The sequence below is a fragment of the Streptomyces sp. BHT-5-2 genome, assembly GCF_019774615.1.
Classification (GTDB): Bacteria; Actinomycetota; Actinomycetes; order Streptomycetales; family Streptomycetaceae; genus Streptomyces.
Genome location: NZ_CP081496.1, coordinates 1,276,393 through 1,300,905, shown reverse-complemented (window position 1 = coordinate 1,300,905; position 24,513 = coordinate 1,276,393). Strand labels below are relative to the sequence as shown.

Annotated in this window: 20 protein-coding genes; 15 read left to right on the top strand and 5 right to left on the bottom strand. The window is 75.0% G+C overall.

Going from position 1 to position 24,513, the window contains the following annotated elements; all coding sequences use genetic code 11:
- Positions 1-7: 7 nt before the first annotated feature.
- From K2224_RS05640 to K2224_RS05610, 7 genes are all read left to right on the top strand, one after another.
- A complete protein-coding gene (locus K2224_RS05640; RefSeq protein WP_221905533.1) occupies positions 8-1,558 on the top strand; it encodes an MFS transporter in 1,551 nt (516 codons plus the stop codon).
- 210 nt (positions 1,559-1,768) lie between these two features.
- Positions 1,769-2,182 carry a DUF3151 domain-containing protein gene (locus K2224_RS05635; RefSeq protein WP_221905532.1) on the top strand — a complete coding sequence of 138 codons (414 nt, stop codon included), beginning with the start codon at positions 1,769-1,771 and terminating at the stop codon, positions 2,180-2,182.
- Positions 2,183-2,383: 201 nt separating this feature from the next.
- Positions 2,384-3,274, top strand: a complete 891-nt coding sequence (locus K2224_RS05630) for a tryptophan 2,3-dioxygenase family protein (protein ID WP_221905531.1) — start codon at positions 2,384-2,386, stop codon at positions 3,272-3,274.
- On the top strand, positions 3,267-4,649 hold the full coding sequence (gene kynU, locus K2224_RS05625) for a kynureninase (RefSeq protein ID WP_221905530.1): 1,383 nt from the start codon (positions 3,267-3,269) through the stop codon (positions 4,647-4,649). The genes K2224_RS05630 and kynU overlap by 8 nt, the downstream gene beginning before the upstream one ends.
- Entirely contained in the window at positions 4,646-5,443 is a 798-nt protein-coding gene (locus tag K2224_RS05620; protein WP_221905529.1) for a S9 family peptidase, read from the top strand. Before kynU ends, K2224_RS05620 begins: the two co-directional genes overlap by 4 nt.
- Before the next feature lie 85 nt (positions 5,444-5,528).
- The gene (locus tag K2224_RS05615; protein ID WP_260693412.1) at positions 5,529-6,902 is read left to right on the top strand and encodes a sensor histidine kinase; all 1,374 of its coding nucleotides are present in this window, start codon (positions 5,529-5,531) and stop codon (positions 6,900-6,902) included.
- Positions 6,899-7,555, top strand: a complete 657-nt coding sequence (locus tag K2224_RS05610; RefSeq protein WP_221905528.1) for a response regulator transcription factor — start codon at positions 6,899-6,901, stop codon at positions 7,553-7,555. Before K2224_RS05615 ends, K2224_RS05610 begins: the two co-directional genes overlap by 4 nt.
- Before the next feature lie 123 nt (positions 7,556-7,678).
- Here the strand turns inward: K2224_RS05610 and K2224_RS05605 are convergent, their stop codons facing one another.
- Positions 7,679-9,337 (bottom strand): ABC transporter permease, encoded by a 1,659-nt coding sequence (locus tag K2224_RS05605; protein ID WP_221905527.1) that lies wholly within the window; start codon positions 9,335-9,337, stop codon positions 7,679-7,681.
- Positions 9,334-10,329: an ABC transporter ATP-binding protein gene (locus K2224_RS05600; protein WP_221905526.1), complete on the bottom strand. Its 996-nt coding sequence runs from the start codon at positions 10,327-10,329 to the stop codon at positions 9,334-9,336. Before K2224_RS05600 ends, K2224_RS05605 begins: the two co-directional genes overlap by 4 nt.
- Positions 10,330-10,422: 93 nt before the next feature.
- Here K2224_RS05600 and K2224_RS05595 point away from each other — a divergent pair, with 93 nt between their 5' ends.
- Positions 10,423-10,995, top strand: coding sequence for a GbsR/MarR family transcriptional regulator (locus K2224_RS05595; RefSeq protein ID WP_221905525.1), 573 nt, complete (start codon positions 10,423-10,425; stop codon positions 10,993-10,995).
- Between the two features lie 48 nt (positions 10,996-11,043).
- Here the strand turns inward: K2224_RS05595 and K2224_RS05590 are convergent, their stop codons facing one another.
- The gene (locus tag K2224_RS05590) at positions 11,044-12,027 is read right to left on the bottom strand and encodes a hypothetical protein (RefSeq protein ID WP_221905524.1); all 984 of its coding nucleotides are present in this window, start codon (positions 12,025-12,027) and stop codon (positions 11,044-11,046) included.
- A 237-nt stretch (positions 12,028-12,264) separates the two neighbouring features.
- On the opposite strand from K2224_RS05590, the gene K2224_RS05585 reads away from it, so the two are divergent.
- The gene (locus K2224_RS05585; RefSeq protein ID WP_221905523.1) at positions 12,265-13,551 is read left to right on the top strand and encodes an adenylosuccinate synthase; all 1,287 of its coding nucleotides are present in this window, start codon (positions 12,265-12,267) and stop codon (positions 13,549-13,551) included.
- A gap of 46 nt (positions 13,552-13,597) precedes the next feature.
- Here K2224_RS05585 and K2224_RS05580 read toward each other — a convergent pair whose 3' ends face one another.
- A complete protein-coding gene (locus K2224_RS05580) occupies positions 13,598-15,169 on the bottom strand; it encodes a serine/threonine-protein kinase (protein ID WP_221905522.1) in 1,572 nt (523 codons plus the stop codon).
- 362 nt (positions 15,170-15,531) lie between these two features.
- Here K2224_RS05580 and K2224_RS05575 point away from each other — a divergent pair, with 362 nt between their 5' ends.
- From K2224_RS05575 to K2224_RS05560, 4 genes are all read left to right on the top strand, one after another.
- Entirely contained in the window at positions 15,532-16,332 is an 801-nt protein-coding gene (locus K2224_RS05575) for a polyphosphate polymerase domain-containing protein (RefSeq protein ID WP_221905521.1), read from the top strand.
- Positions 16,333-16,633: 301 nt separating this feature from the next.
- Entirely contained in the window at positions 16,634-17,977 is a 1,344-nt protein-coding gene (locus tag K2224_RS05570; protein ID WP_221909447.1) for an aspartate aminotransferase family protein, read from the top strand.
- Between the two features lie 150 nt (positions 17,978-18,127).
- On the top strand, positions 18,128-18,805 hold the full coding sequence (locus K2224_RS05565; protein WP_221905520.1) for a GntR family transcriptional regulator: 678 nt from the start codon (positions 18,128-18,130) through the stop codon (positions 18,803-18,805).
- Positions 18,806-18,902: 97 nt separating this feature from the next.
- Positions 18,903-19,553: a hypothetical protein gene (locus K2224_RS05560; RefSeq protein ID WP_221905519.1), complete on the top strand. Its 651-nt coding sequence runs from the start codon at positions 18,903-18,905 to the stop codon at positions 19,551-19,553.
- A gap of 48 nt (positions 19,554-19,601) precedes the next feature.
- On the opposite strand, the gene K2224_RS05555 is transcribed toward K2224_RS05560, so the two are convergent.
- Positions 19,602-20,417, bottom strand: a complete 816-nt coding sequence (locus K2224_RS05555) for an SLATT domain-containing protein (RefSeq protein WP_221905518.1) — start codon at positions 20,415-20,417, stop codon at positions 19,602-19,604.
- Between the two features lie 319 nt (positions 20,418-20,736).
- On the opposite strand from K2224_RS05555, the gene purD reads away from it, so the two are divergent.
- Both purD and K2224_RS05545 read left to right on the top strand, forming a co-directional pair.
- Positions 20,737-21,993 (top strand): phosphoribosylamine--glycine ligase, encoded by a 1,257-nt coding sequence (gene purD / locus K2224_RS05550; protein WP_221905517.1) that lies wholly within the window; start codon positions 20,737-20,739, stop codon positions 21,991-21,993.
- A gap of 523 nt (positions 21,994-22,516) precedes the next feature.
- Positions 22,517-24,385 carry a hypothetical protein gene (locus K2224_RS05545; protein ID WP_260692338.1) on the top strand — a complete coding sequence of 623 codons (1,869 nt, stop codon included), beginning with the start codon at positions 22,517-22,519 and terminating at the stop codon, positions 24,383-24,385.
- The last annotated feature ends 128 nt before the right edge of the window (positions 24,386-24,513 follow it).

Below are 24,513 nucleotides of genomic sequence, written 5' to 3'. Positions count from 1 at the left end.
TCACCGTATGGAGCAACCCGTCAGGAGCGAGCCGGGGCGGGTCCGGCTGTCCTCGTCGCAGGGCCGCTGGGTGCTGGCCACGACCGTCCTCGGCTCGGGAATGGCGATGCTCGACAGCACGGTCGTCAATATCGCGCTGCCCAGGATCGGTGCGGATCTCGACGCGGACCTCGCGGTCCTCCAGTGGACCGTCACCGCCTACATGCTCACCCTCTCCTCGCTGATCCTGCTGGGCGGCTCGCTGGGCGACCGGTACGGCCGGCGCCGGATCTTCACCATCGGCGTCGTCTGGTTCGCGGTGGCCTCACTGCTGTGCGGGCTGGCCCCGAACGCCGGGGTGCTGGTCGCCTCCCGCGCGCTCCAGGGCATCGGCGGCGCCCTGCTCACCCCCGGCTCCCTCGCCCTCATCCAGGCCGTCTTCCACCCCGACGACCGGGCCCGCGCGGTCGGCGCCTGGTCCGGCCTGGGCGGGGTGGCCGCGGCCGTCGGCCCGTTCGTCGGCGGCTGGCTGGTGGACGGCGCCGGCTGGCGCTGGGTGTTCTTCCTCAACGTGCCGCTGGCGGCGGCCTGTGTCCCGATCGCGCTGCGGCACGTCCCCGAGACCCGCGAGCGGGGCACCGGCGAGGTCCGCGGTTTCGACGTACCCGGGGCGGTCCTGGGCGCGCTGGCGCTGGCCGGCGTCAGCTACGCGCTGATCGAGGCGCCGGGCCGCGGCGCCTCGCCCGCGGTGATCGTGCCCGCCGTGGCAGGGGTGCTGCTGGGCGCGGCCTTCCTCCACGTGGAACGGCGGCGGCCGGACCCGATGCTGCCACCCGCGATCTTCAGAAACCGCCAGTTCACCGCCGTGAACGCGGTGACGGTCTGCGTCTACGCCGCGTTCAGCGGCTTCTTCTTCCTCTCCGTGCTCCAGCTCCAGGTCGTCGTCGGCTACTCGGCCCTCCTGGCCGGCACCGCACTGCTGCCCACGACCGTGCTGATGCTGCTGCTGTCGGCCCGCTCCGGCGAACTGGGCCAACGCATCGGACCGCGGATACCGCTCACCGTCGGCCCGGTGCTCTGCGCGGTCGGCATGCTGCTGATGACCCGGGCCGGACCGGGCGCCTCCTACCTCGCCGACGTGCTGCCCGCCCTTGTGGTGCTCGGCGCCGGCATGGTGACACTGGTCGCCCCGCTCACCGCCACCGTGCTGGCATCCGTGGACGTCGACCGCGCGGGCCTGGCCAGCGGCATCAACAACGCCGCCGCCCGCGCCGCCGGCCTGGTCGCGGTGGCCGCCCTCCCCCTGCTGGCCGGCATGGGTCCCGAGACCTACCGCTCGGCCCCCGCCTTCGCCGCCGCCTTCCGCCGCGCCATGCCGCTGTGCGCCGCGATCCTCCTGGCCGGCGCCCTGATCGCCTGGCTGACCGTCCGCCGCGACATCCTCCGCCCCGCCCGCCCGGAAACCCCCGAACCCTGCCACACCGAATGCGCCTACCACTGTGGCGTGAACGCCCCACCCCTGGACCCCGGCGACACGGACACCCCCGACCAGCACCCCCACACCAACCCCCAACCCTGACCCGCCCCCGCACCGACCCACCGCCCCGTGCCTCCGCAGGCCCGTCACCGCCCCCGACAGCCCCGCGCAGCGGCACCGCGCCGCAGGCGCACAAACCAACGCACGACGGGAAAGCCGCCGACATGGGCGGCAGGCGCAGAACCAAGGCACGGCGTGAAAGCCGACGACGTGGGAAGCAGGCCAAGCGCAGCGAACGGGCACACTTGGCACATGCCCATTCACGAAAACCTCCTCGGGGGCCCGCCCCCGACCCACCTGCCCGACGACCCGGAGCCCCGCGCGCTGCTCGCCTCGGGCACCGCGCCCGCCGACGTCGCCGCGAAGTACCCGGCCTCCTCCCTGGCCTGGGCCCAGCTCGCCGACGACGCCTTCGAGGCCGGCCGGGTCGTCGAGTCGTACGCCTACGCCCGTACCGGCTACCACCGCGGCCTGGACGCGCTGCGCCGGGCCGGCTGGAAGGGCCACGGCCCGGTGCCGTTCGAGCACGAGCCCAACCGCGGCTTCCTCCGGGCGCTGCACGCCCTCGCCCGCGCCGCCCAGACCATCGGCGAGCAGGAGGAGTACGAGCGCTGCACGGCCTTCCTCCGGGACTCCTCGCCGACCGCGGCCGACACGCTCTCCTGAGCCGCCTCGACCGCCCGCTCCGGCCCGGGGCGGGCGGTCGCGGGCCGGGCCGCAAGATCATGCCCGGCCCTTGCGCGGTGCTGGTGCAGCACCGATGATTTCAGTGGGCCGGGTCATCCCGCGCCCGAGGGGACCGGGGCTCCCGAGCCGACGAGGAAGGAGCGGACCGCTACCCGGTAGTTCGCACCTGAGGAGTCCCTCATGTCGCAACCGTCTCCCACCCGTTCCGCGGACCAGGTCCCGGCGCCGGACGCCGCGCTCCCCGAGGCGGAACCGCCGCTCGGCCCCGATCTGAGCATCGGCGCCGGCACCACCACGCCGTACGAGGACTACGTCCGGGCGAGCGTCCTCACCCATCTCCAGCAGCTCCAGTCCGACGACCCGGGCGAGATGGTCTTCCTGGTGACCACCCAGGTGATGGAGCTGTGGTTCACCGTCATCGTCCACGAGTGGCAGACCGCCGCCGACGCGCTGCGCCGGGACGACCTGCCGGCGGCGACGGACGCGCTGCGCCGTTCCACGTGGGAGCTGGAGGCGCTCAACGCCGCCTGGAAGCCGCTGGCCCGGCTGACGCCCGCACAGTTCAACGCCTACCGCGGCGCGCTCGGCGAGGGCAGCGGGTTCCAGTCCGCGATGTACCGACGGCTGGAGTTCCTGCTCGGCGAGAAGTCCGCGTCGATGCTGGTGCCGCACCGCGGCTCCGCGGAGGACCACGCCGCGCTGGAGAAGGCGCTGCACGAACCGAGCCTGTACGACGAGGTGCTGCGGCTGCTGGCCCGTCGCGGCCACCCGGTCCCGGAGGCCGTGCTGCGGCGCGACGTGGCCGAGCGCTACGAGCCGGACCCGGCCGTCGAGGAGGTCTGGGCCGCCGTCCTCGCCGGACCGCAGGAGTCCGAACTCACCCGGCTCGGCGAGCTGTTGACCGATGTCGCGGAGCTGGTCTGGCGCTGGCGCAACGACCATCTGGTGGCGACCCGGCGGGCGATGGGCGCGAAAATGGGCACCGGCGGGTCCGCGGGGGTCGCCTGGCTGGAGAAGCGGGCCCGTAAGAACGTCTTCCCCGAGCTGTGGACGGCGCGAAGCCATGTCTGAGAGCCGCGAGACCCCGCAGAGCCCCGTCCCGGACACCGCCGGGGCCCGTACGGAGGCGGCCCGCGCCGCCGAACTGGACGCGGCCGGGCCGCTCACCGCCACCCGCGACCGGTTCGTCCTCGGCGCCTCGCCCGATCGGGCAACCGGCGAGGCGGACGTCTATCTCGACGGCAACTCCCTCGGCGCGCTGCCCCGTTCGGTGCCCGGCCGGATCGCCGAGGTGATCGAACGCGAGTGGGGCGAGCTGCGGATCCGGTCCTGGACCGAGGCCGGCTGGTGGACGGCGCCCGAGCGGATCGGCGAGAAGATCGCGCCGCTCGTCGGGGCGGCACCGGGCCAGGTGGTGGTCGGTGACTCCACCAGCGTGAACGTCTTCAAGGCGGTGGTCGGCGGCATCCGGATGGCCGGGAAGGGCTGCACGGAGATCCTGGTCGACGCCACGACCTTCCCCACCGACGGCTATGTCGCCCGCTCCGCGGCCCGGATGGCCGGCCTCGCGGTCCGGCCGGTGGAGCCGGCGCGGATCGCCGACGAGGTCACCGAGCGGACCGCGCTGGCGCTGGTCAACCACGTGGACTACCGCACCGGCGAGCTCAACGACATGGCCCAGATCACCGCCGCGCTGCACTCCGCGGGCGCGCTGGCGGTCTGGGACCTGTGCCACAGCGCCGGCGCGCTGCCGGTCGCGCTGGACGCGTGCGGGGTGGACCTCGCGGTGGGCTGCACCTACAAGTACCTCAACGGCGGCCCCGGTTCGCCCGCGTACCTCTACATCCGGCAGAGCCTCCAGGAGCGGTTCGAGTCGCCGCTGCCGGGCTGGAACTCGCACGCCGACCCGTTCGGGATGGAAACCGGCTTCACCCCGGCCGACGGTGTGCTGCGCGGCCGCGTCGGCACCCCCGACATCCTCTCGATGCTCGCCCTGGAGGCGGCGCTGGAGGCGTGGGAGGGCGTCGCCGTCGAGGACGTACGGGCCAAGAGCCTGGCGCTGACCGACTTCTTCCTGGAGTGCGTCGCCGCGTACGTGCCGCCGGGGCGGGTCCGTTCGGTGACGCCGTCCGAGCACCGGCGGCGCGGCAGCCAGATCTCGCTGGCGTGCTCCCCCAGGCTCTCCGCTTCGGTCGAGCAGGGAAGTACCCCCGTGGCCGGTGAGGTGATGGCGGAGCTGATCCGCCGCGGGGTGGTCGGCGACTTCCGCCCCCCGGACGTGCTGCGCTTCGGCTTCACCCCGCTCTACACCACCTTCGCGGACGCCGAGCGGGCGGCGTGGGTGCTCGGCGAGGTGCTGCGGGAGCGGTCCGCGGCGGAGCCGTCGGCCGGTGCGGAGTCGGCGGGCCCGGAGCAGGACGGTACGGCGGGCGGCGGCGCGGGGTGACCGCGGCCGACGAGGAGACGGCGCTGCTGGGGCTCGCCCCGGTGGCGCCGGACCGCACGGTGGCGTACGGCCCGCACCCGGACCAGCTCGTCGACTTCTACGGGCCGTGGCCCGGGTCCGGGCCCCTCGTCGTCCTGCTGCACGGCGGGTTCTGGCGGGCCGCGTACGACCGGCGCCACCTCTCGCCGTGTGCGGCGGAGCTGGCCCGGCACGGGCTGCCGGTCGCGCTGGCCGAGTACCGCAGGGTCGGTGCGGGCGGGGGCGCGCCGCGGACGTTCGAGGACGTCCCGGCGGCCGTGGCGGCCGCGGCCGGGGCGCCGCCCCGCGAGACGGTGCTCGTCGGGCACTCGGCGGGCGGTCACCTCGCGCTGCTCGCCGCCGCCCGCCCCGGCCCGCCGGTGACCCGGGTCGTCGCGGTGGCCCCGGTCGCCGATCTGGCCCGCGCCCATGAGCTGGGCCTGAGCGACGGCGCGGTGGCCGAGCTGCTCGGCGCCGGCCCCGGCTTCGCCGGCCGGCTGGCCGACGCCGACCCGGTCCGCCACCCGCCCGCCGGCATCCCCGTCACGCTGCTGCACGGCACCGACGACCCGGACGTCCCGCCGGAGCTCTCCCGCCGCTACGCCGCCGCCCACCCCGCCGCGACCACGCTGCGCGAACTGCCCGGCATCGGCCACTACGCCCCGGTGACGCCCGGCACCGACGCCTTCCGCACGCTGCTGGAACTCATCCGCGGCGGCGGGCCGGGCGCCGCGGAGGCCGTCGCCGAACCGCCCGGTGCCGGCCGCACCGGGTAGTGCCCGTGCCGCGTAGTACTTGAGACGGACCCCGGCAGATCCGCTTCGGTGGGGACGCCCCGAGGAGCCGCCGTTGCTTACCGTGGTGTACGTGAACGAGACCCCCCAGACACCGGGCGATCTGCGCTCCGAGGCGCGGATAGTCCACGGCGTGCTGCACACCCTGCGCCAGGACCTGTTCGCCGGTGCCTTCGCCCTCCGCCCGCTGCCGCCGCTGGACGACGCCAAGCTGGCGCGGCGGCTGTCCTGGCTGCCGGAGCGGGCCCGGCGGTGGGCCCGCTGGCTCCCGCACGGCGCCGTCGGCTTCCTGGCGGCCTGCATCTTCCTGGGGTCCGTCGGCCCCGGTTACGACGCCAGTGCGCCGCGGCAGATGCTGGACATCGTCCTCGCGCTGATGATGACGGTGCCGGCGGTGCTGGTGCTCTTCCGGCCGGTGGGCGCCTTCTGGCTGTCGTTTCTGGCGTTCGTCGTGGGGGCGATCGGCTCCCGGATCTTCTCGCCGTACGCCGACGTCTGGAGCTCCGCCTTCATCGTCCACCTCGCCGTGATGGCGTTGGTGGTGCTGCGCACCCGGCCGCGGCTGGCGGTGGAGATGTGGGCGGTCACCTTCGGGCTGGGGGCGGTGGTCTCGGTGCTCGTCCGGGGCGGCACGCTGGGCGACATGCCGCCGGTGGCGTTCTTCTCCGGCGTGGTGCTGGTCTCGGCCGCCGCGGTCCGGGCCTGGCGGGAGGAGCGCCGGCAGGTCGTCGAGACCCGCAGCGTCACCGCCGAGGAGCGCTCCCGCCGCACCCTGCTGGAGGAGCGCGCGCTGATCGCACGGGAACTGCACGACGTGGTCGCGCATCACATGTCGGTGATCGCCATCCAGGCCGAGGCCGCGCCCTACCGCGTCACCGATCCGCCGCCCGAGCTCGCCAAGTCCTTCGCCACCATCCGGGAGAACGCCGTCGCCGCGCTCACCGAGCTCCGCCGCATCCTCGGCGTGGTCCGCTCCGAGGACCCGGACGCCTTCGCCGAGCGCGACCCGGAGGCCCCGCAGCCGACGCTGGCCAGCCTGGACGCGCTGCTGGAGAGCGTCCGGGGCGCCGGGCTGACGGTCGAGGCGGTGATCACCGGGTCCGCCCGGCCGCTGCCGCAGGGCGTGGAGCTGTCGGCGTACCGGATCGTGCAGGAGGCGCTGAGCAACGCGCTGCGGCACTCGCCGGGCGCGGACGCGCGGGTGGAGATCTCCTACGTCCTGGGCGGGCTGGGGCTGCGGATCGTCAACGGCGCCCCGAGCCGGCTCGCCAAGCCGTCGCCGGGCGCCGGCCACGGACTGCTCGGCATGCGGGAGCGGGTGCAGATGCTCGGTGGCGAGATGACGGCGGACCACACCGGGGACGGCGGCTTCGAGGTCGCCGCCTTCCTGCCGGTGACGAACACCGCGGGCGAGGGCGCGCGGGGCGGGAGCGGGGCATGATCCGGGTACTGATCGTCGACGACCAGGTGATGGTCCGCGAGGGCTTCTCCGTGCTGCTCAACGCCATGCCGGACATCGAGGTCATCGGAGAGGCCGTCGACGGCCGGCAGGCGGTGGAGAAGGTCTCGCTCCTCAAGCCGGACGTCGTCCTGATGGACATCCGGATGCCGGAGATGAACGGCCTGGAGGCGACCCGCGAGATCGTCGCCGCCGACGCGGACGCCAAGGTGCTGGTGCTGACCACCTTCGACCTGGACGAGTACGTCTACCAGGCGCTGCGCGCCGGAGCCAGCGGCTTCCTCCTCAAGGACGCCTCGGCCGGCCAGCTCGCCGAGGGCGTGCGGATCGTCGCCGCGGGGGAGGCGCTGCTCGCCCCGACCGTCACCAAGCGGCTGATCAACGAGTTCTCCCGGCTGGGCTCGCCGCGCGCCCCGGCCCAGGAGCGGATCGGCGATCTGACGGAGCGGGAGACCGAGGTCCTGGTGCTGGTGGCGCAGGGACTGTCCAACGGCGAGATCGCGGCCCATCTCGTCGTCGCCGAGTCGACGGTGAAGACGCATGTCAGCCGGATCCTGGTGAAGCTGGGGCTGCGGGACCGGACCCAGGCGGCGGTCTTCGCCTACGAGGCGCGGCTGGTGACGCCGGGCGGCTGACGGCGGCGTCCGCCCGGACTGTCCACACCCTGTGGACAGCAGGTCGCGGAGAGCCGACCGCGGAGTGCGCCGCCGGGCTCCGCCATGGCTGCGGCGGCGCACGACCGGGGCGGGCCCCGACGGTCAGCCGATGTCGCGGCGGCGGAGGCCGACGAGACCGGCGGCCACCAGGGCAGCCGAGAGGGCCGTCAGCCAGAGGAACGGCGTGGCCGTCACCGCCCCGCCGGGCAGCTTGGGCAGCTGCCCGAACGGCGAGAGGTCCAGCGCCCACCGGGGGAGCCGCAGCACCGGCCCGAGCCAGCCGACGGCGAGGCACCCGCCGGTCAGGGCCCAGACCGCACCGGTGGCGCGGGGGAACAGGCCGAGCACGGCCGTCGCCGCCCCGGCGAGCGTCCACACCGCCGGGGCCTGGGCCAGCGCGGCGGCCAGCACCCGGCCGGTGCCGCCGGCGACATCGCCGACCGAGGCGCCGTAGGTGATCCCCAGGGTCAGGCCGCCGGCGGCCAGCACCACGGCGGTGCCGGCCAGCGCGAGGACCAGATGGCCGGCCGCCCAGCGCAGCCGGCCCACCGCACCGGCCAGGACCGGCTCGGCCCGCCCGCCGGTCTCCTCGGCGCGCATCCGCAGCACCGCGCCGACGGCGTAGAGCGCCGCGATCATGCCGAGCAGGCCGGTGATCGAGGCCAGGAAGGCGTCCGCCATGGACTGCTGCCCGCCGAGCCGCTCGAAGATCTCCCGGGCCCGCGCATTGCCGCCGACCAGGCTCGTGGCTCCCTTGACGATCCCGCCGAACACTCCACCGGCGAGTGCGAAACCGGCCGTCCAGCCCGCCAGGGTCGTCCGCTGCAGCCGCCAGGCCAGACCGGTGGGGCCGCCGAGCGAACGGGGCGCCCGGGCGGGCCCGGGACGGGCCGGCAGGAAGCTCATCCCGACGTCGCGGCGGGCGGTCAGGGCGTAGGCCGCCGCCGTCGCCAGCGCCGTCGCGGTGGCGGGCAGCAGCGCCACCCACCAGCGCTCGCCGGCGTAGGCGCGCAGATTCTGCGCCCAGCCGACGGGGGAGAGCCAGGTGAGCACGGAGCCGGTGCCGCCCCCGGGGGCGGCACCGGCGTCCGTCGCGTCGCCGGCGGCGCGCAGTGCGAAGGCGGCGCCCAGGACCGCGCCGGTCAGCCCCTTGGCCAGCCGGGCGCTCTCGGTGAGCTGGGCGGCGATGGCGGCCAGCGCGGCGAAGAGCAGGCCGGTGCCGCCGATCGCGACGGCCAGGGCGAGCGACCCGCCCGCCGGCAGTCCGGACGCGGTCAGCCCGGCGGCGGTCAGCGCCGCGACGCCGGCGTCGGCGAGCAGCGCCGCCAGCAGGGCCGCGGTCAGCGGCGCCCGCCGGCCGACCACGGCGGCGGAGAGCAGCTCCTGGCGGCCGGTCTCCTCCTCTTCCCGGGTGTGCCGGACGACGATCAGCAGGCTCATCACGGCCGCCAGCACCGCCCCGAGCCCGGCCATCCGCCAGGCGACCAGGCCGCCGAGGGAGTCGCCGAAGACCGGGCCGTACAGCGCGCGCAGCGAGCCGCCGGCGTTCATCGAGGCGGCCAACTGGGCGCGGTCGGCGGCGGTGGCGTAGAGCGACGCGAAGGCCGGGCCCATGGCGGTGACGGACAGGCCGAGGACCAGCACCCAGGCCGGGATCATCAGCCGGTCGCGGCGCAGTGCCAGCCGCAGCAGGGTGCCGGTGCCGGCCAGATGGCGCGGGCGGCCGGGGTGGACGGCGGCCGGCGCGGCCAGGGCGCTCATCGGCTGACCGTCCCTTCGGTCCGGGCGCCGTCCCGGCGGCGGGCCTCGGGGCGGAGGTCGTCCTGATAGTGCCGGAGGAAGAGCTCCTCCAGGGTGGGCGGGGCGCTGGTGAGACTGCGCAGGCCGGCCGCGCCGAGCGGGCCGAGCACCGCGCCGAGCCGGTCGGTGTCGGCCTGGAGCCGGACCCGGCAGCCGCCGTCCCCGAGCGGCTGGACGGAGAGGCCGTGCACACCGGCCAGCCCGTCGAGTCCGGTCGGCGGGCCGGCCAGCTCGGCGACGACGGTCGTCCGGGTCAGATGGCGCAGCTCCCCCAGTGAGCCGGACTCGACGGTGCGGCCCTTGCGGATGATGCTGACGCGGTCGCAGAGCGCCTCGACCTCGGACAGCACATGGCTGGAGAGCAGGACCGTGCGGCCGCGGTCGCGCTCCTCGGCCACGCAGCTCTGGAAGACCTCCTCCATCAGCGGGTCCAGTCCCGAGGTGGGCTCATCGAGGATCAGCAGATCTACGTCGGAGGCGAAGGCGGCGACCAGGGCGACCTTCTGGCGGTTGCCCTTGGAGTAGGTGCGCCCCTTCTTGGTGGGGTCGAGCTCGAAGCGCTCCAGCAGCTCGCTCCGCCGCGCGGCGTCCAGGCCCGCGGGCCGCTTCGCGCCGCCGCTCCGATGCAGCCGCCCGTAGAGATCGATGACCTCGCCGCCGGAGAGATTGCGCCACAGGGTGACGTCCCCGGGGACGTAGGCGACGCGGCGGTGGATCTCGACGGCGTCCTGCCAGGGGTCCTTGCCCAGGACCTGCGCGCTGCCGCGGTCGGCGCGCAGCAGGCCCAGCAGGACGCGGAGGGTGGTGGACTTCCCCGCGCCGTTGGGCCCGAGGAAGCCGTGCACCTCACCGGCCTCGACGCGGAGGTCGAGGCCGTCCAGTGCGCGGGTCCGGCCGAAGGACTTGGCCAGGCCGGACGCGTGGATCGCGGGGAAGGAGTGCGCCTTCGTCATGGTTCCGAAGGTACGCTATCTTCACAAAGTTGTGAAGTTAAAAAACCGTATAAAGTTGAGGGAACGGCGCTGAACAGGGGAGATGATGCGGACATGAGCGAGCAGCGAGACCGGGGAACGGGCGCGACGGCGGGCCGCGACGACGCGGCGGTGCTGACGTTCGTCGAGCGCTTCGCGGCGCAGATGGTCGACGCCGGCATGCAGCGGATGCCGGCCCGGGTCTTCTCCTGTCTGCTGGCGTCCGACTCCGGCGTCATGACCTCCGCCGAGCTGGGCGAGCGGCTCCAGGTCAGCCCCGCGGCCGTCTCCGGCGCGATCCGCTATCTCTCCCAGGTCGGCATGGTCGGCCGGGAGCGCGAACCCGGCTCCCGCCGCGACCGCTACCGCGTCCACAGCGACCAGTGGTACGAGGCCCTGACCCGCCGGGACAGCGTCCTGACGCGCTGGGAGGACGTGCTGCGCGAGGGCGTGGACAGCCTCGGCCCGGAGAGCGCCGCCGGCCGCCGTCTCGGCGAGACCCTGGCCTTCACGGAGTTCATGCAGCAGGAGCTCATGGGCATGATGCAGCGCTGGCGCGAGCACCTCGAAGAGCTCCGCACGGAGGAGCAGAAGGGCGGCCCGGCGGCCGCGGAGCCCCGGCAGGAGAACGGCCCGGCGCGGCGCTGACCCGGGGCCGCGGCCGCCGCCCCGCCCGTCCGGGCGCCGGACCCCGCCTCACCCCTGCCGCGGCAGCCGCAGCCGCCAGGCACCCGGCTGCACCGTCCACGTCCTGGTCCGCACCGGCCCGCCGACGAGCGCGTCCGCCCGGTAGCGGAAGTCCGACCCGGACACCGTCACGGCCCGCGCCTGTACCCGCATCGGCCGCTCCCCGCCCGGCCAGTGCACGACCACCTCGGCCAGCCCGCCGGGCCGCTCCGCGCGCCCGCCGGCGCCGTCCGCCCCGAGGCCGAGGTCCGCGGCGCCCGGCACCACCGACACCCCGCGCACCGGCCGGTCCAGATCCGCCAGCAGCGCCCCGTCCGCCTCGATCCGCAGCCGCAGCCGCTGCGCGGGCACCCGCCCCCGCCGCACGGCCGCCGGTGCGGCCAGCAGCGACAGCGCCGTACGGGCGGTGCGGGCCGCCGGCCGCCACCAGGGGCGCGGGCCGTCCCCCGGATCCACCGCGTCGGGGTCCGCGCCCCCGGGGGCCGCGGCCCGCTCCGGGCACCCGGCCGCCTCCGGCACCGCCCGGCCGGCGCGCTCCCCCGCGGTGCCGTACACCGCGTACCCCGACAGCGCCCCGTCCGCGTCTCCGCACGGGATCCGCAGTCCGCCCAGCACGATGCCGTCGCTGTCGTCCGTCAGCAGGTCCATCGGCCGCTCCCCGCCGTCCAGGACGGTCCGCGCGGCGGCCACCGCGTCCGTGGGGACGCCCAGCGTGCGGCTCAGGGCGACCGTCTCCGGCGTGCCCACCGGAACCAGCGACAGCGGCACCCCGGACAGTTCGCGCTCCCTGTGGAGCAGGCCCACCGCCCGCAGCAGCGCGCGGTCGTCACCGACCACCACGGGGTGGCGCCGGCCACGCCGGGCCAGCGCCTGGAGGAACTCCTCCGGCCCCTCCGGCAGGCAGATCTTCGCCCCCGCGCCGGCGGACAGGACGTCCTTCGCGATGCGCACGGACTCGCCGTCCGTCCTGCGGGCGACCGGGTCGATGACCACAAGCAGGGGGCACCCCCGAACGGAGTCCGCGGGAGAGTGCCCAGAAGACTGCGCCGACACCTCGGTCCTTCCTCAGGTAGCATCTCGGTGCAAGAGCCCCTTGCGCTATTGCGCCAGGGGCTTCGTCTATTCCGGGGCACCGGTCCGACGGCTCCGGCGACGACGTACGCGTGACCACGCGTGCGCCGCGCCATCCACGCACGTTGGACATGCCCCGCCCGGAAGGGGTGTACGCCTGTGCCCGCACTTGTGCTGCTCGGTGCTCAGTGGGGTGATGAGGGCAAGGGAAAGGCCACCGACCTGCTCGGTGGATCCGTGGACTACGTGGTGCGCTACCAGGGCGGCAACAACGCCGGCCACACGGTCGTCGTCGGCGACCAGAAGTACGCACTGCACCTCCTCCCTTCCGGAATCCTCTCGCCGGGGTGCACCCCGGTCATCGGCAACGGCGTCGTCGTGGACCCGGCGGTCCTGCTCTCCGAGCTGAGCGGGCTCAACGACCGCGGCGTCGACACGTCCAAGCTGCTGCTCAGCGGTAACGCGCACCTGATCACGCCGTACAACATCACCATCGACAAGGTGACGGAACGCTTCCTCGGCAAGCGGAAGATCGGCACCACCGGCCGCGGCATCGGCCCGACCTACGCCGACAAGATCAACCGCACCGGCATCCGCGTCCAGGACCTCTACGACGAGTCGATCCTGACGCAGAAGGTCGAGGCGGCCCTCGACGTCAAGAACCAGCTGCTCACCAAGCTCTACAACCGCCGCGCCATCGAGGCCGGGCAGGTCGTCGAGGAGCTGCTGGGCTACGCCGACAAGATCAAGGGCTATGTCGCCGACACCACCCTGATCCTCAACCAGGCCCTGGACGACGACAAGGTCGTGCTCTTCGAGGGCGGGCAGGGCACCCTGCTCGACATCGACCACGGCACGTACCCCTTCGTCACCTCCTCGAACCCGACCGCGGGCGGTGCCTGCACGGGCGCGGGCGTCGGCCCCACGAAGATCAGCCGGGTCATCGGCATCCTCAAGGCGTACACCACCCGCGTGGGCGCCGGCCCGTTCCCGACCGAGCTGTTCGACGAGGACGGCGAGGCGCTGCGCCGGATCGGCGGCGAGCGCGGTGTCACCACCGGCCGGGACCGCCGCTGCGGCTGGTTCGACGCGGTGATCGCCCGCTACGCCACCCGCGTCAACGGCCTGACGGACTTCTTCCTCACCAAGCTCGACGTCCTCACCGGCTGGGAGCAGATCCCGGTCTGCGTGGCCTACGAGATCGACGGCGAGCGCGTCGAGGAACTCCCGTACAGCCAGACCGACTTCCACCACGCCAAGCCGGTCTACGAGATGCTGCCGGGCTGGTCCGAGGACATCACCAAGGCCAAGACCTTCTCCGACCTGCCGAAGAACGCCCAGGCGTACGTCAGGGCGCTGGAGGAGATGTCGGGCGCCCCGATCTCCGCGATCGGCGTCGGCCCCGGCCGGGACGAGACGATCGAGATCAACTCGTTCCTGTCCTGAGCCGGTCGGCTTCCGGGGTGGCGGTGAAGGCCGGGTGCCTTCGCCGTCACCCCGTTTTCGTGTACAGCAGCGGCGCCAGGCCGCCCGCGTCGTCGAAGGTGCGCCGGAGCTGCCCGGCCATCAGCTGAAGGGTGCTGGGGGAACCGGCCCGGCAGGTGTCGGGCGGCCCGGAGACCACGGTGGACGGGCCGAGCCGCACCGGCGGGCCGGCGCTCTTCAGTGTCGCCGTGAACCGGCAGTCGTACGTGGGGCCGGTGGCCTGCATACGGAGCACCGTCTCCCCCGGCTTCCCCTGGACGAGGGTGAAGCGGCGGACGTCCAGGTCGGAGTCGCCCACCGTCGTCGACCAGACGCCCAGATAGCCGGCCGGGATGTCGCCCGGTGCGGCCGCCGGGGCCGGGGCCTTCTCGGTGGCGGCGGCGCTGCCGTCCGAGCCGCCCAACAGCGCGTACGCGGCGGCGGCCGTCCCGGCCAGCGCCAGTCCGCCCGCGAGCAGCAGCATCCGGCCGGTGCGGCGGCGTGCCGGGGTCGCGGCGGCCCGCGGGGCGACGGTGGCGGACGCCGGCTCGGCCGGGGCCGCGCCGGGCCGCCCGTGGGGGTGGACGGCGGTCGGCGCGGCGGACGCCCGCTCCGCGCCGTGCTGCGGGTCCTCGGCCTCCAGCAGTTCCACGGCGTGCCGCCCCAGGCGGGCGACCAGCGCCCCCGGGAGCCAGGGTTCGTCGTCGGCCGCGCCGCCGGGCAGTCCGCCCTCCGCCCGTGCCGCCAGCTCCTCGGGGGCAGGCCGCCGCGCGGGGTCCTTGGCCAGGCAGTCCGCGACCAGGCCGCGCAGTCCCTCGGGGAGACCGGTCAGGTCCGGCTCCTCCTGGGCGATGCGGTACATCATCGCGTGCGGCAGCGTCGTGTCGGTGCCGAACGGCTGCCGGCCGGTGGCCGCGTAGACCAGCACCGAGCCGAGCGAGAAGACGTCGCAGGCCGGGCCGAGCGGCTCGCCGCGGACCTGCTCGGGCGCCATGAAACCGGGGGAGCCGACCGCGGAACCGGTGGTTGTCACCGTGCCCGTGCCGAGGCCCTCCAGGGCCCGAGCGATGCCGAAGTCGATGACCCGCGGGCCGTCGAGGGTGAGCAGGACGTTGGACGGTTTGAGGTCGCGGTGGACGATGCCGGCGGCGTGGACGGAGCGCAGCGCGCGGGCGAGCCCGGCGGCCAGGATCCGCACCGTGCGCTCCGGCAGCGGGCCGCCTCCGCCGACGGCCTGCTGGAGCGAGGGCCCGGCGATGTAACCGGTGGCCAGCCAGGGCGTCTCGGCCTCGGTGTCCGCGTCCAGGACCGGCGCGGTCCACTCCCCGCCGACCTTTCGGGCGGCCCGCACCTCGCGGCGGAATCGGGCCCGGAACTCCTCCTGGTCGGCCAGTTCCGTGCGCACCAACTTGACCGCGACGGTCCGGCCGCGGTCCGAACGGGCCAGGAACACCCGGCCCATACCGCCCTCGCCGAGCCGTCCGAGCAGGCGGTAGTCGCCGATCCGCCGGGGGTCGTGGGCACCGAGCGGTGCCAGTCCCCCGAGCGGCGCCGGTCCCCCCGGCCGTCCGGCCGGTCCCTGCTGCCTCGCCTGTGCCATTGCTCCGCCGCCCCCTTCGCCCGGCCCGCCCGCCTCCCCTGCGGGAGCGGCCGCTCGTCCGCGGTGAGGATATCCAGGCCGTGCGGACGGCCGGTGGGGCGGTATTCGGCCAAGGCACGTGCCACGGAGGCGGATCGCGCCGCCGCCGCCCACCGGGCGGCGGCCATCTGCCGCGGGCATGCGGGCAGGTGAGGTGATATTTCGCCAGGAGCCCGGCACCGTGCGGGAGTTGACGGACTGGATGTCTGATTCCGCGTCCCGGAACTTCCCGGGGTTATCGATCGTAAAGAAAGGAGAAAAACCGCAGAGAGCGACGACAGGACCCGCACGATCCCCCGTTCCCCCTTCCGCAAGGAGACCGTGTGATACCCGCCGTACGAGCCATCGCGCGCGCCGCCATGGCCGCCCGCCCCGCCCCCCTGGCCGAGGTCCAGGCGCGCGCCGAACTCCTCGCGCGTTTCAGCACCGCCTACCTCGTCCCGGTCGACGTCTTCGCCGCCTTCGCGGCCGAACTCACCGACCGCCGGCGCCCCGGCGGCCCGTTCGCGGCGCTGTGCATCAACGGCCGCCGCTGGTTCCGCTACCGCTCCGTCTACTACGACACCCCCGACCTGCGCTCCTTCCACGACCACCGGCAGCGCAACGGGCTGCGCTTCAAGATCCGCGAGCGGCTCTACGCGGACACCGGCGAGCGGCAGTTCGAGGTCAAGCTCAAGGGCGAGCACGGCCGCACGGTCAAGCACCGGCGGCCCCTGATGCCCGGCGACCCGGCCCTCGGCCCGGCCCCGCGCGACTTCCTCGCCACCGTGCTCGACCGCTCCTACGGCATCCAGGCCCCCACCGAACTGGGCCGCTCCATCGAGACCGACTACCAGCGCGCCACCTTCGTCGCCGACGGGCAGCGCGTCACCTGCGACGCCGCGCTCGTCTGCCGCGACCTGGAGACCGGCCGCTCCATACGGGCCGACGGCGGTCTGGTCGTCGTCGAGACCAAGACCGCCGGCCGGCTCACCGAGGCCGACCGGCTGCTGGCCGGATACGGCGTCCCGGCCGCCGACTTCACCAAGTACTGCGGCGGGCTGTCGGCGCTCCGCCCGCACCTCCACGCCAACCACTGGCGCGGCCCGGTCCGGACCGCCTTTCCCGCCGCCGCGGCGGCCTGAGCGGTGCGCGGGGCGGCGCGCCCGGAACGCCGCGGATCCTGACGGTGCCCGGGGGCAGGTACCCACCCCCGGGCATCCCTGGAGTTTCCTACAGGACCGTAGACATTCTGTCCGCGCCCGTGGTGAGCGCCATACACAGTGTCGGTACCGGTCGGCGCACCGTGATCCCTAGGCTGGGAGCCGTTCGCCGTCCCGTCCGGCGACGGACCCCCGCGACCGATCCGAGGTACTGACCGTGAGCACGTTGCCCCCCGACCCTGCTGCAAACGAAAACCGCAGCGCGAAGCGCTTCCCGGGAAGGGTGGTGGAGGGTGACGGGCGGGCTGTGAAGGCGGCCGACCGTGCGCACGTCTTCCACTCCTGGTCCGCCCAGGGCCTGATCGATCCGCTGCCGGTCGCCGGCGCGGAGGGCTCGTACTTCTGGGACTACGACGGCAACCGCTACCTCGACTTCTCCTCCCAGCTGGTCAACACCAACATCGGCCACCAGCACCCCAAGGTCGTCGCGGCCATCCAGGAGCAGGCCGGCAAGCTGTGCACGCTCGCCCCCGGCTTCGCGGTGGACGTCCGCTCCGAGGCCGCCCGGCTGATCGCCGAGCGCACCCCCGGCGACCTCGACAAGATCTTCTTCACCAACGGCGGCGCCGAGGCGGTGGAGAACGCCGTCCGGATGGCCCGGCTGCACACCGGCCGCCCCAAGGTGCTCTCCACCTACCGCTCGTACCACGGCGCCACCGCGGCCGCGATCAACCTCACCGGCGACCCCCGCCGCTGGCCCTCCGACACCGGCGCGGCCGGCGTCGTCCACTTCTGGGGCCCCTTCCTCTACCGCTCGCCGTTCCACGCCGAGAACGAGGCCCAGGAGTGCGAGCGCGCCCTGGCCCACCTGGAACAGACCGTCGCCTTCGAGGGCCCCGGGTCGATCGCCGCGATCATCCTGGAGACCGTCCCCGGCACCGCCGGCATCATGGTCCCGCCGCCCGGCTACCTCGCCGGCGTCCGCGAGATCTGCGACCGCCACGGCATCGTCTTCATCCTCGACGAGGTGATGGCGGGCTTCGGCCGCACCGGCCACTGGTTCGCCGCCGACCACTTCGGCGTCACCCCCGACCTGCTGACCTTCGCCAAGGGCGTCAACTCCGGCTACGTCCCGCTGGGCGGCGTGGCGATCAGCGCCGAGATCGCCGCCACCTTCGACCAGCGGCCCTACCCCGGCGGCCTGACCTACTCCGGTCACCCGCTGGCCTGCGCCTCCGCCGTCGCCACGATCAACGCGATGGCCGAGGAGCGGATCGTGGAGAACGCCGCGGAGATCGGCGAGAGGGTCATCGGCCCGGCGCTGCGCGAGATGGCCGAGCGGCACCCCTCCGTCGGCGAGGTCCGCGGCCTGGGCGTCTTCTGGGCCCTCGACCTGGTCCGCGACAAGGAGACCCGCGAGCCGCTGGTGCCCTACAACGCGGCCGGCGCCGCCAACGCCCCGATGGCCGAGTTCGCCGCGGCCTGCAAGCGCGGCGGCCTGTGGCCGTTCGTGAACATGAACCGCACCCACGTCGTCCCGGCCTGCACCATCACCGAGGCCGAGGCCAAGGAGGGCCTCGCCGCCCTCGACGAGGCCCTGGCGACGGCGGACGCGCACACCGCCTGAGCGCCCCGCCGGCCGGCAGTCGCGCGGCCCTCGCCTATCGTGGGCGGGGCCGCGCCGCGTGGTTTCACGTGAAACCGCGGCACCCGCCTCGCCTATGGTGAGGAGGGGCCGCTCCCGACGCGGCCATGGACGTCGGAGGAGACGCACCGCATGGCCCCGGGCCCGGAGAGCTCAGTGATACGGCGCAGCACCCTGCGCGAGCAGATCGCCGACGCGCTGCGCGACGAGGTCCTGGCCGGCCGGCTCCCCTCCGGCCACCCCTTCACCGTCAAGGAGATCGCCGACCAGTACGGCGTCTCCGCGACACCGGTGCGCGAGGCGCTGCTCGACCTGTGCGCCCAGGGCCTGCTCGACGTCGAACAGCACCGCGGCTTCAAGGTCCACGCCTTCAGCGCCGACGACTTCCGCGCCATGGTCGAGGCCCGCACCCTGATCATCGAGGGCATCTTCCGCAGCAACGCCGAACGGGCGCTGCTGTCCACCCCCGCCGAGGTGCTGATCTCGATCCGCCGCCGCGCCGAGGAGGCCGAACGCGCCGCCCGGGCCGGCGACCTGGACGTCCTCATCGGCTACGACCTGCGGTTCTGGCGCGAGCTGAGCGGCATCGTCCAGAACCCCTACATCAGCGACTTCCTGGACCGGATCCGCGTCCAGACCTGGATGTTCGCGGTGCCGCTGCTGCGCCGCGAGCCGCACCTCAAGGGCAGCCTCTGGCACGGCCACAGTGAACTGGCCGACGCCCTGCTGCGGCACGACCTGACCGACGCCCAGCGGCTGATCGCCGACTACAACGCACACTCCCTCGCCCTCGTGGGAACGGCCGGGTAGCACTACGCTGTCCCGACCATCGGCCGCAAAGGGGCCGTCCTTCGTGGCCGTACGTGCGCCGGTGTCCCCGTCCCCGACCGGAAGCGAGCCCTCACCCGTGGCATGTGATCTGTGGCTGGTGCCCCTCGTCGACGTGCTGTGCCACAGCCCCGACAACCCGTTCTCCGAAGAGATCGCCGCCTACAACGACGCCCTGGTGGGCGCGGGCCTGCCGGAGATCCCGGTCTTCAGCTACATGCCGGGCCTCTCCGGTGACGTCGCGCCGGTCGCCGGTTTCGACTACGACGCCCTGCACTTCCTGCGCCGCGCCTATCTGCTGCGGCTGTGCGGCCTGGAGGTGAGCCCGGTCGACGAACTCGGCGGCGACTACGAGCAGTTGCTGGAGATGTTCGAGACCACCGCACAGCAGTCCCACCTGGTCTGGCACTACGACCACGCGGGCGCCTACGTCCCGGTCGACTTCCCGCACCCGCTCGCCACCGAGGAACTGCTGGCCGGCGGCGGCCCGTTGGGCTCCTCCCACGGCCTGCTGCGGGACCTCGAACTGGTCGCCCCGGCGCTGGGCATCGACCCGGCCAACCCGCCGGCCGCCCCCGCGCCGCCGGCCGGCCCCACCTCCCTGGAGGAGCGGGCCACCGCCGTCCCCCTGGACGACGGCCCGTTCGCCCGGGAACGGCACGTCTGGCTCGGACTGCACGCCGCCGCCACCCGGAGCCTGGGCCAGGGCTCCATGATCGTCTTCAGCTGAACGGGCCGGGCCGGCGGGGCGGCGCGCCCCGGCCCCGCCGGCCCGTGCTCAGCGCGGCGCCTCCGGCGGCCGCTGCCGCGGCATGTTCGGCCGCGTACCGGGCTGCCGCGGGTACCGCCCCTGCTGCCCCGGGCCGCCCTCCTGCCGCGCCGCCGACCACGGCAGCGCCGCGTGCGCGGCCTGCGGCACCGGAGCCGACCGGAACGCCACCATCCAGTCCGTCGTCTCCGTGCGCACCAGCTCCCCGATGTCCTCGTTGAACCGCCGCAGCACGCCCAGGCAGCGCTCCGCCGCCTCGCTCGCGGTCCCCTCGGCCGGCCCGAGCACCTCCCGCACGCTCTCCGTCGCCCAGTCGAACTGCAGCGCCTCCAGCCGCCGGTGGATCGCCTGCGCGGTGGCCAGGTCCCGCATCCAGCCCGCGGTCATCCCGAAGTACCGGTCACAGCCCACGCACACCGCCGCCAGCAGCAGCGTCAACGCGCCCCACGGCGCACCGTGCTCCCAGACGCCGGCGAGGTCGAGCAGCGGCAGCGTCCCGCTCGCGGCCGCCCCGGCGGCGGCCCCCAGCCGCAGCGCCCGCGCCCCGCGGCGCTTGGCCAGCCGGTCGCGCAGATACCAGTCGGCGGTGCGCAGCGCGCCCTCCTCGCTCCAGAGGTACAGCGCGTCCAGCCGCCCGCCCGGTTCCCCCCAGTCGCCGTGCGGGAACGCCCGGCCCACGAGATCGCCGCGGCCGCGGAGCGGGCCGGCCGGGCGCCGCTCGGGCCGGCCGTGGGGCCGGTGCCGGTCCGGGAACCGCCCGCGGCCCCGGTCGGACCCGCCCTCGCCCCGAGGGGGCCCCTCGGGCTGCATCTCCGGCTGACTCACCCGTGCGCTCCCTCGTACGCGGATCCGTGGAGTGCGCGCATGGCTGCGGAACGTCTGCGCACCGCCCCCTTCCTACCGCCGAACGGCTGGCCTCTGTCCCAAGATCGCCCGTTTTCCGCCCGGAAGTGGTGGGGGATCCGGTATAGGACGTGCGCGGATCTCACCCGAAAGAGTTGCCGTCGTGCGGCCGGACGACGGCGGCGCCGGCGTCCGCCGACGCCGCCGACGACACCGTCGGTTTTCGGCCGGGGCCCGTCCTTGTGCGATCAGGGCACGCCCGGCGGCGGCCCGCTTGGTGCATTCGTCTAGGCTTCACCCCGTGAAGGTCCTCGTCATCGGCGGCGGCGCCCGCGAACACGCCCTGTGCCGCTCTCTGTCCCTCGACCCCGACGTCACCGCGCTGCACTGCGCCCTCGGCAACGCCGGCATTGCCGAGGTGGCCGAACTGCACGGGGTCGACGCGCTCGACGGCCGGGCGGTGGCCGACCTCGCCGTGCGCCTGGAGGCCGACCTCGTCGTCGTCGGCCCGGAGGCGCCGCTGGTGGCCGGCGTCGCGGACGCGGTCCGCGAGCGCGGCATCCCGGCCTTCGGCCCGTCGGCCCGGGCCGCCGAGCTGGAGGGCTCCAAGGCGTTCGCCAAGGACGTGATGGCCACCGCGGGCGTGCCCACCGCCCGCAGCTACGTCTGCGCCACCCCGGAGCAGATCGACGCCGCCTTGGACGCCTTCGGCGCACCGTACGTCGTCAAGGACGACGGGCTGGCGGCAGGCAAGGGCGTCGTCGTCACCGAGGACCTCGCGACCGCCCGCGCCCACGCGCTGGCCTGTGACCGCGTAGTCATCGAGGAGTTCCTCGACGGCCCGGAGGTCTCCCTCTTCGCCGTCACCGACGGCGAGACCGTCGTCCCGCTCCAGCCCGCCCAGGACTTCAAGCGCGCCCACGACGGCGACGCGGGTCCCAACACCGGCGGCATGGGCGCCTACAGCCCGCTGCCCTGGGCCGACCCCGAGCTGGTCGACGAGGTGCTGCGGACCGTCCTTCAGCCCACCGTCGACGAGCTGCGGCGGCGCGGCACCCCCTTCTCCGGACTGCTCTACGCCGGCCTGGCGATCACCTCCCGCGGGGTCCGGGTGATCGAGTTCAACGCGCGCTTCGGCGACCCGGAGACCCAGGTCGTGCTGGCTCGTCTGAAGACCCCGCTGGCCGGCCTGCTGCACGCCGCCGCCACCGGCGCCCTGGCGGCCTTCCCGCCGCTGCGCTGGGACGACGGCGCCGCGGTCACCGTCGTCATCGCCTCCCACAACTACCCGGACACCCCGCGCACCGGCGACCCGATCGAGGGCCTGGCCGAGGTCGCCGAACAGGACGCCCCCGACGCCTACGTGCTGCACGCCGGCACCCGGCGCGACGCGTCCGGCGCGGTGCTCAGCGCGGGCGGCCGGGTGCTGTCCGTCACGGCCACCGGCGCCGACCTGGCCGCCGCCCGCGAGCGCGCCTACCGCGCCGTCGGCCGGCTCTCCCTGGAGGGCTCGCACCACCGCACCGACATCGCCGCGAAGGCGGCGGCGGGGGAGTAGGGGCGGCGCCCGGCCGCGGCCCGCACGTCATCGGCACCGAGCCCCGCAGCCACGACGACCGAGGCATATGTCCGCACTCCGGGATCTCCGGATCCCCGCGTCTCCGGGTCTCCGGTGACGGGTGCCGGCATATGCCTCGGTCGCGCTCCGAGGGCGTGCCGCCCGTCGGAAAGCGGCCCAGATCCGCCCCTTTCCGGTCCACGGCTTTACCCAAAGCCATTCCATCGAGTGACCGCGTGGGTATCCGGCTGACGAACCCGGAACCCCCAACTAGGGTGCCGCGCAAGCGTCCTGCGGTCAGCGGTGCCGACGGCAGGGGGCGCGGCGTCCGCCGCTCCAGTGGAGCCGGTGCCCGTACGGGGGCGAGAGTCCCGGCGGCGTCCGGCAACTGGCCCACCGACATTGCGATGTCAGTGGCCGGTGCCACAGTGGGTGGAGAGTGAGCTCGCTCGCTCGTCCGCACACCGCACGACCGTCGTCCGTCCGTCCCGCTCCGTCAGGACCGCTGGGGGTGTACAGGCTCGTGGCAAGTCCGGAAACAGGCGTCCTGGTGGCGCGTGCCCGCGCCCTCGCGGTGCTCCGCGTCCGCGGAGCGGCGCTGGCGGTGGCCCTGCTGCCGGCCGCGGCCGCCGTGGTCCTCCTCGTGGGCGGCGCCACCGGGCGGCTCGGCACCGAAGGCGGCTGGGCGGTGGCCCGCTGGACGGTCGGCGGGCTCACCGTGGCGAGCCTCCTGCTGGCCGCGCTGGTCACCGCCGTCGTCGTCCGCGCCCGGCCCGCGCTCAGCCCCTCCGTGCCGATCGCCGAGGACGCCGCCCCCGATCTCTACCGCCTGGTCCGCGACCTCGCCGACCGCCTCGAGGTCCCCGCCCCCTCGGCGATAGCGCTCACGCCCGACTGCGACAGCTGGCTGGAGGACCGCACGCACCGCGCGCACGGCCCGCCGCGCCCCGCCGGGCGGATCGGCCGCCGGGCGCCCGAGGCCCCCGTCCTGGTCATCGGCTCGCCGTTCCTGTGGTGGATGCGGGTCGCCGAGCTGCGCGCCCTGCTGGCCCCCGTGGTCGCCGGCACCGGCCCGTCCGCGCACCCGGACATAGCCGCCGCCCGCCGCTTCATCCGCGGCCTGGACGCGGCCGCCGCGGTCGCCACCCGCGCCCGCGATCCGCTGCGCGCCCTCCCGCTCCGCTTCGTCGGCCGGGTCGCCAGGCTGCTGCTGCGCGCCGCCCGCGAGCACGCCACCCTCATGGAGCGCGGGGTCGCGGCCGCCGCCTCCGAGCGCGCCCAGGGCGTCGACTACGGCCTGCGGATCGTCGCCCAGGAACAGGTCGGCCTGGCCTACGCGGGCTGGGACCGCCTGCTGACGAGGGTCGCGCTGCCCGCCTGGCGGCTGGGCCGCTGGCCCTCCCGGCTGGACGCCGGCGTGGTCTCCGCGCTCACCGAGCTCTCCCGCCGCGACCGGCTCGCCGAAGGGTTCGCCTCCCGTCTGGGCGAGCGGCCCGCCTGCGACCTGCTGGAGGAGCCCGGCACCATCGACCGCGCCGCCTCCCTGCTCGCCGCCCGGCTCTTCCACGGCGGCCCGGCCGAGCCCGGCCCGGACTGGTCACCGGTCGGCTGGCAGCAGTACCCGCAGGAGATCGTGGACCGCAAGTGGCGCCTGGAGGCCGCCCGGCTGCACCGCGTCCTCGACGCGCTCCCGCCGACCGGCCCGCACGATCCCGGCCGGGAGGCCGCGGACCGCCCCGCCGCCCCCGCGGACGCCCCGGCCCCCGCCGCCCCGCCCCTCACCTACGCCGGCGCCCGCAGCCGTACGCCCGCCGCGCACCATCCCGCGGGCCGCTCCCGCGCCCTCGACGCCGAGCGGACGGGCGGGGCCCCCGCCGCCGAGCCCGCCTCCCCCGCCCCGTCCGCGGCCGCCCCGCCCGCCGCCCCGACCCTGGAACGGGTCATCGACCGCCTGGCCCACGACACCGTCGCCGGCGATCTGCTCGCCGCCCGGCTCGGCGCCGAGGTCGCCCGCGAGGAGCACGAGGCGGCCGCCCGCCAGGCCGCCCGGGACCGTTCGGCGCAGCCCGGCGGCACCGCCACCGCCGGCGTCGTCTGGGGCGACGGCCCGGCCGACGGCCTCCCCCTCTTCCCCCTCCAGCCGCCCCGCACGGCCCGCGAACTCCTCGCCGACCACGTCACGGCGATGGTCTGCTGCGCCGCCGTGGACACCGCGGGCGCCGCCCCCGGCCTGGACTGGCTCGACGGCCCCGCCCTCCTCGTGGACGGCACCCGCCGCTCCGACCTGGGCCGCCCGGTCCTCAGCCTGGTCGACGACGGCGACGCCGAACCGCTCCGCGGCTGGCTGCACCGGATCGGCGTCCGCCCGGAGAAGCCGGTCCGGCTGGTCTGACCCGGGGGCCCACCGCCCGCCGGGGCGGCTGAATGTTCCCTTCCAGTTCGTGCTTCGGGCCAAGGGCGCCTAAATTCACGACGAAGGGTGACGAAGTGAGTGCGTAATGTGATGTGCTGGGGGATGGG

What these genes read in the sequence shown, in the direction of transcription:
- K2224_RS05610 (WP_221905528.1), top strand. Translation starts at nt 6,899, where the DNA reads ATGATCCGGGTACTGATCGTCGACGACCAGGTGATGGTCCGCGAGGGC.
- kynU (WP_221905530.1), top strand. Translation starts at nt 3,267, where the DNA reads ATGTCTGAGAGCCGCGAGACCCCGCAGAGCCCCGTCCCGGACACCGCC.
- K2224_RS05600 (WP_221905526.1), bottom strand. Translation starts at nt 10,329, where the DNA reads ATGACGAAGGCGCACTCCTTCCCCGCGATCCACGCGTCCGGCCTGGCC.
- K2224_RS05630 (WP_221905531.1), top strand. Translation starts at nt 2,384, where the DNA reads ATGTCGCAACCGTCTCCCACCCGTTCCGCGGACCAGGTCCCGGCGCCG.
- K2224_RS05565 (WP_221905520.1), top strand. Translation starts at nt 18,128, where the DNA reads ATGGCCCCGGGCCCGGAGAGCTCAGTGATACGGCGCAGCACCCTGCGC.
- K2224_RS05605 (WP_221905527.1), bottom strand. Translation starts at nt 9,337, where the DNA reads ATGAGCGCCCTGGCCGCGCCGGCCGCCGTCCACCCCGGCCGCCCGCGC.
- K2224_RS05595 (WP_221905525.1), top strand. Translation starts at nt 10,423, where the DNA reads ATGAGCGAGCAGCGAGACCGGGGAACGGGCGCGACGGCGGGCCGCGAC.
- K2224_RS05635 (WP_221905532.1), top strand. Translation starts at nt 1,769, where the DNA reads ATGCCCATTCACGAAAACCTCCTCGGGGGCCCGCCCCCGACCCACCTG.
- K2224_RS05640 (WP_221905533.1), top strand. Translation starts at nt 8, where the DNA reads ATGGAGCAACCCGTCAGGAGCGAGCCGGGGCGGGTCCGGCTGTCCTCG.
- K2224_RS05580 (WP_221905522.1), bottom strand. Translation starts at nt 15,169, where the DNA reads ATGGCACAGGCGAGGCAGCAGGGACCGGCCGGACGGCCGGGGGGACCG.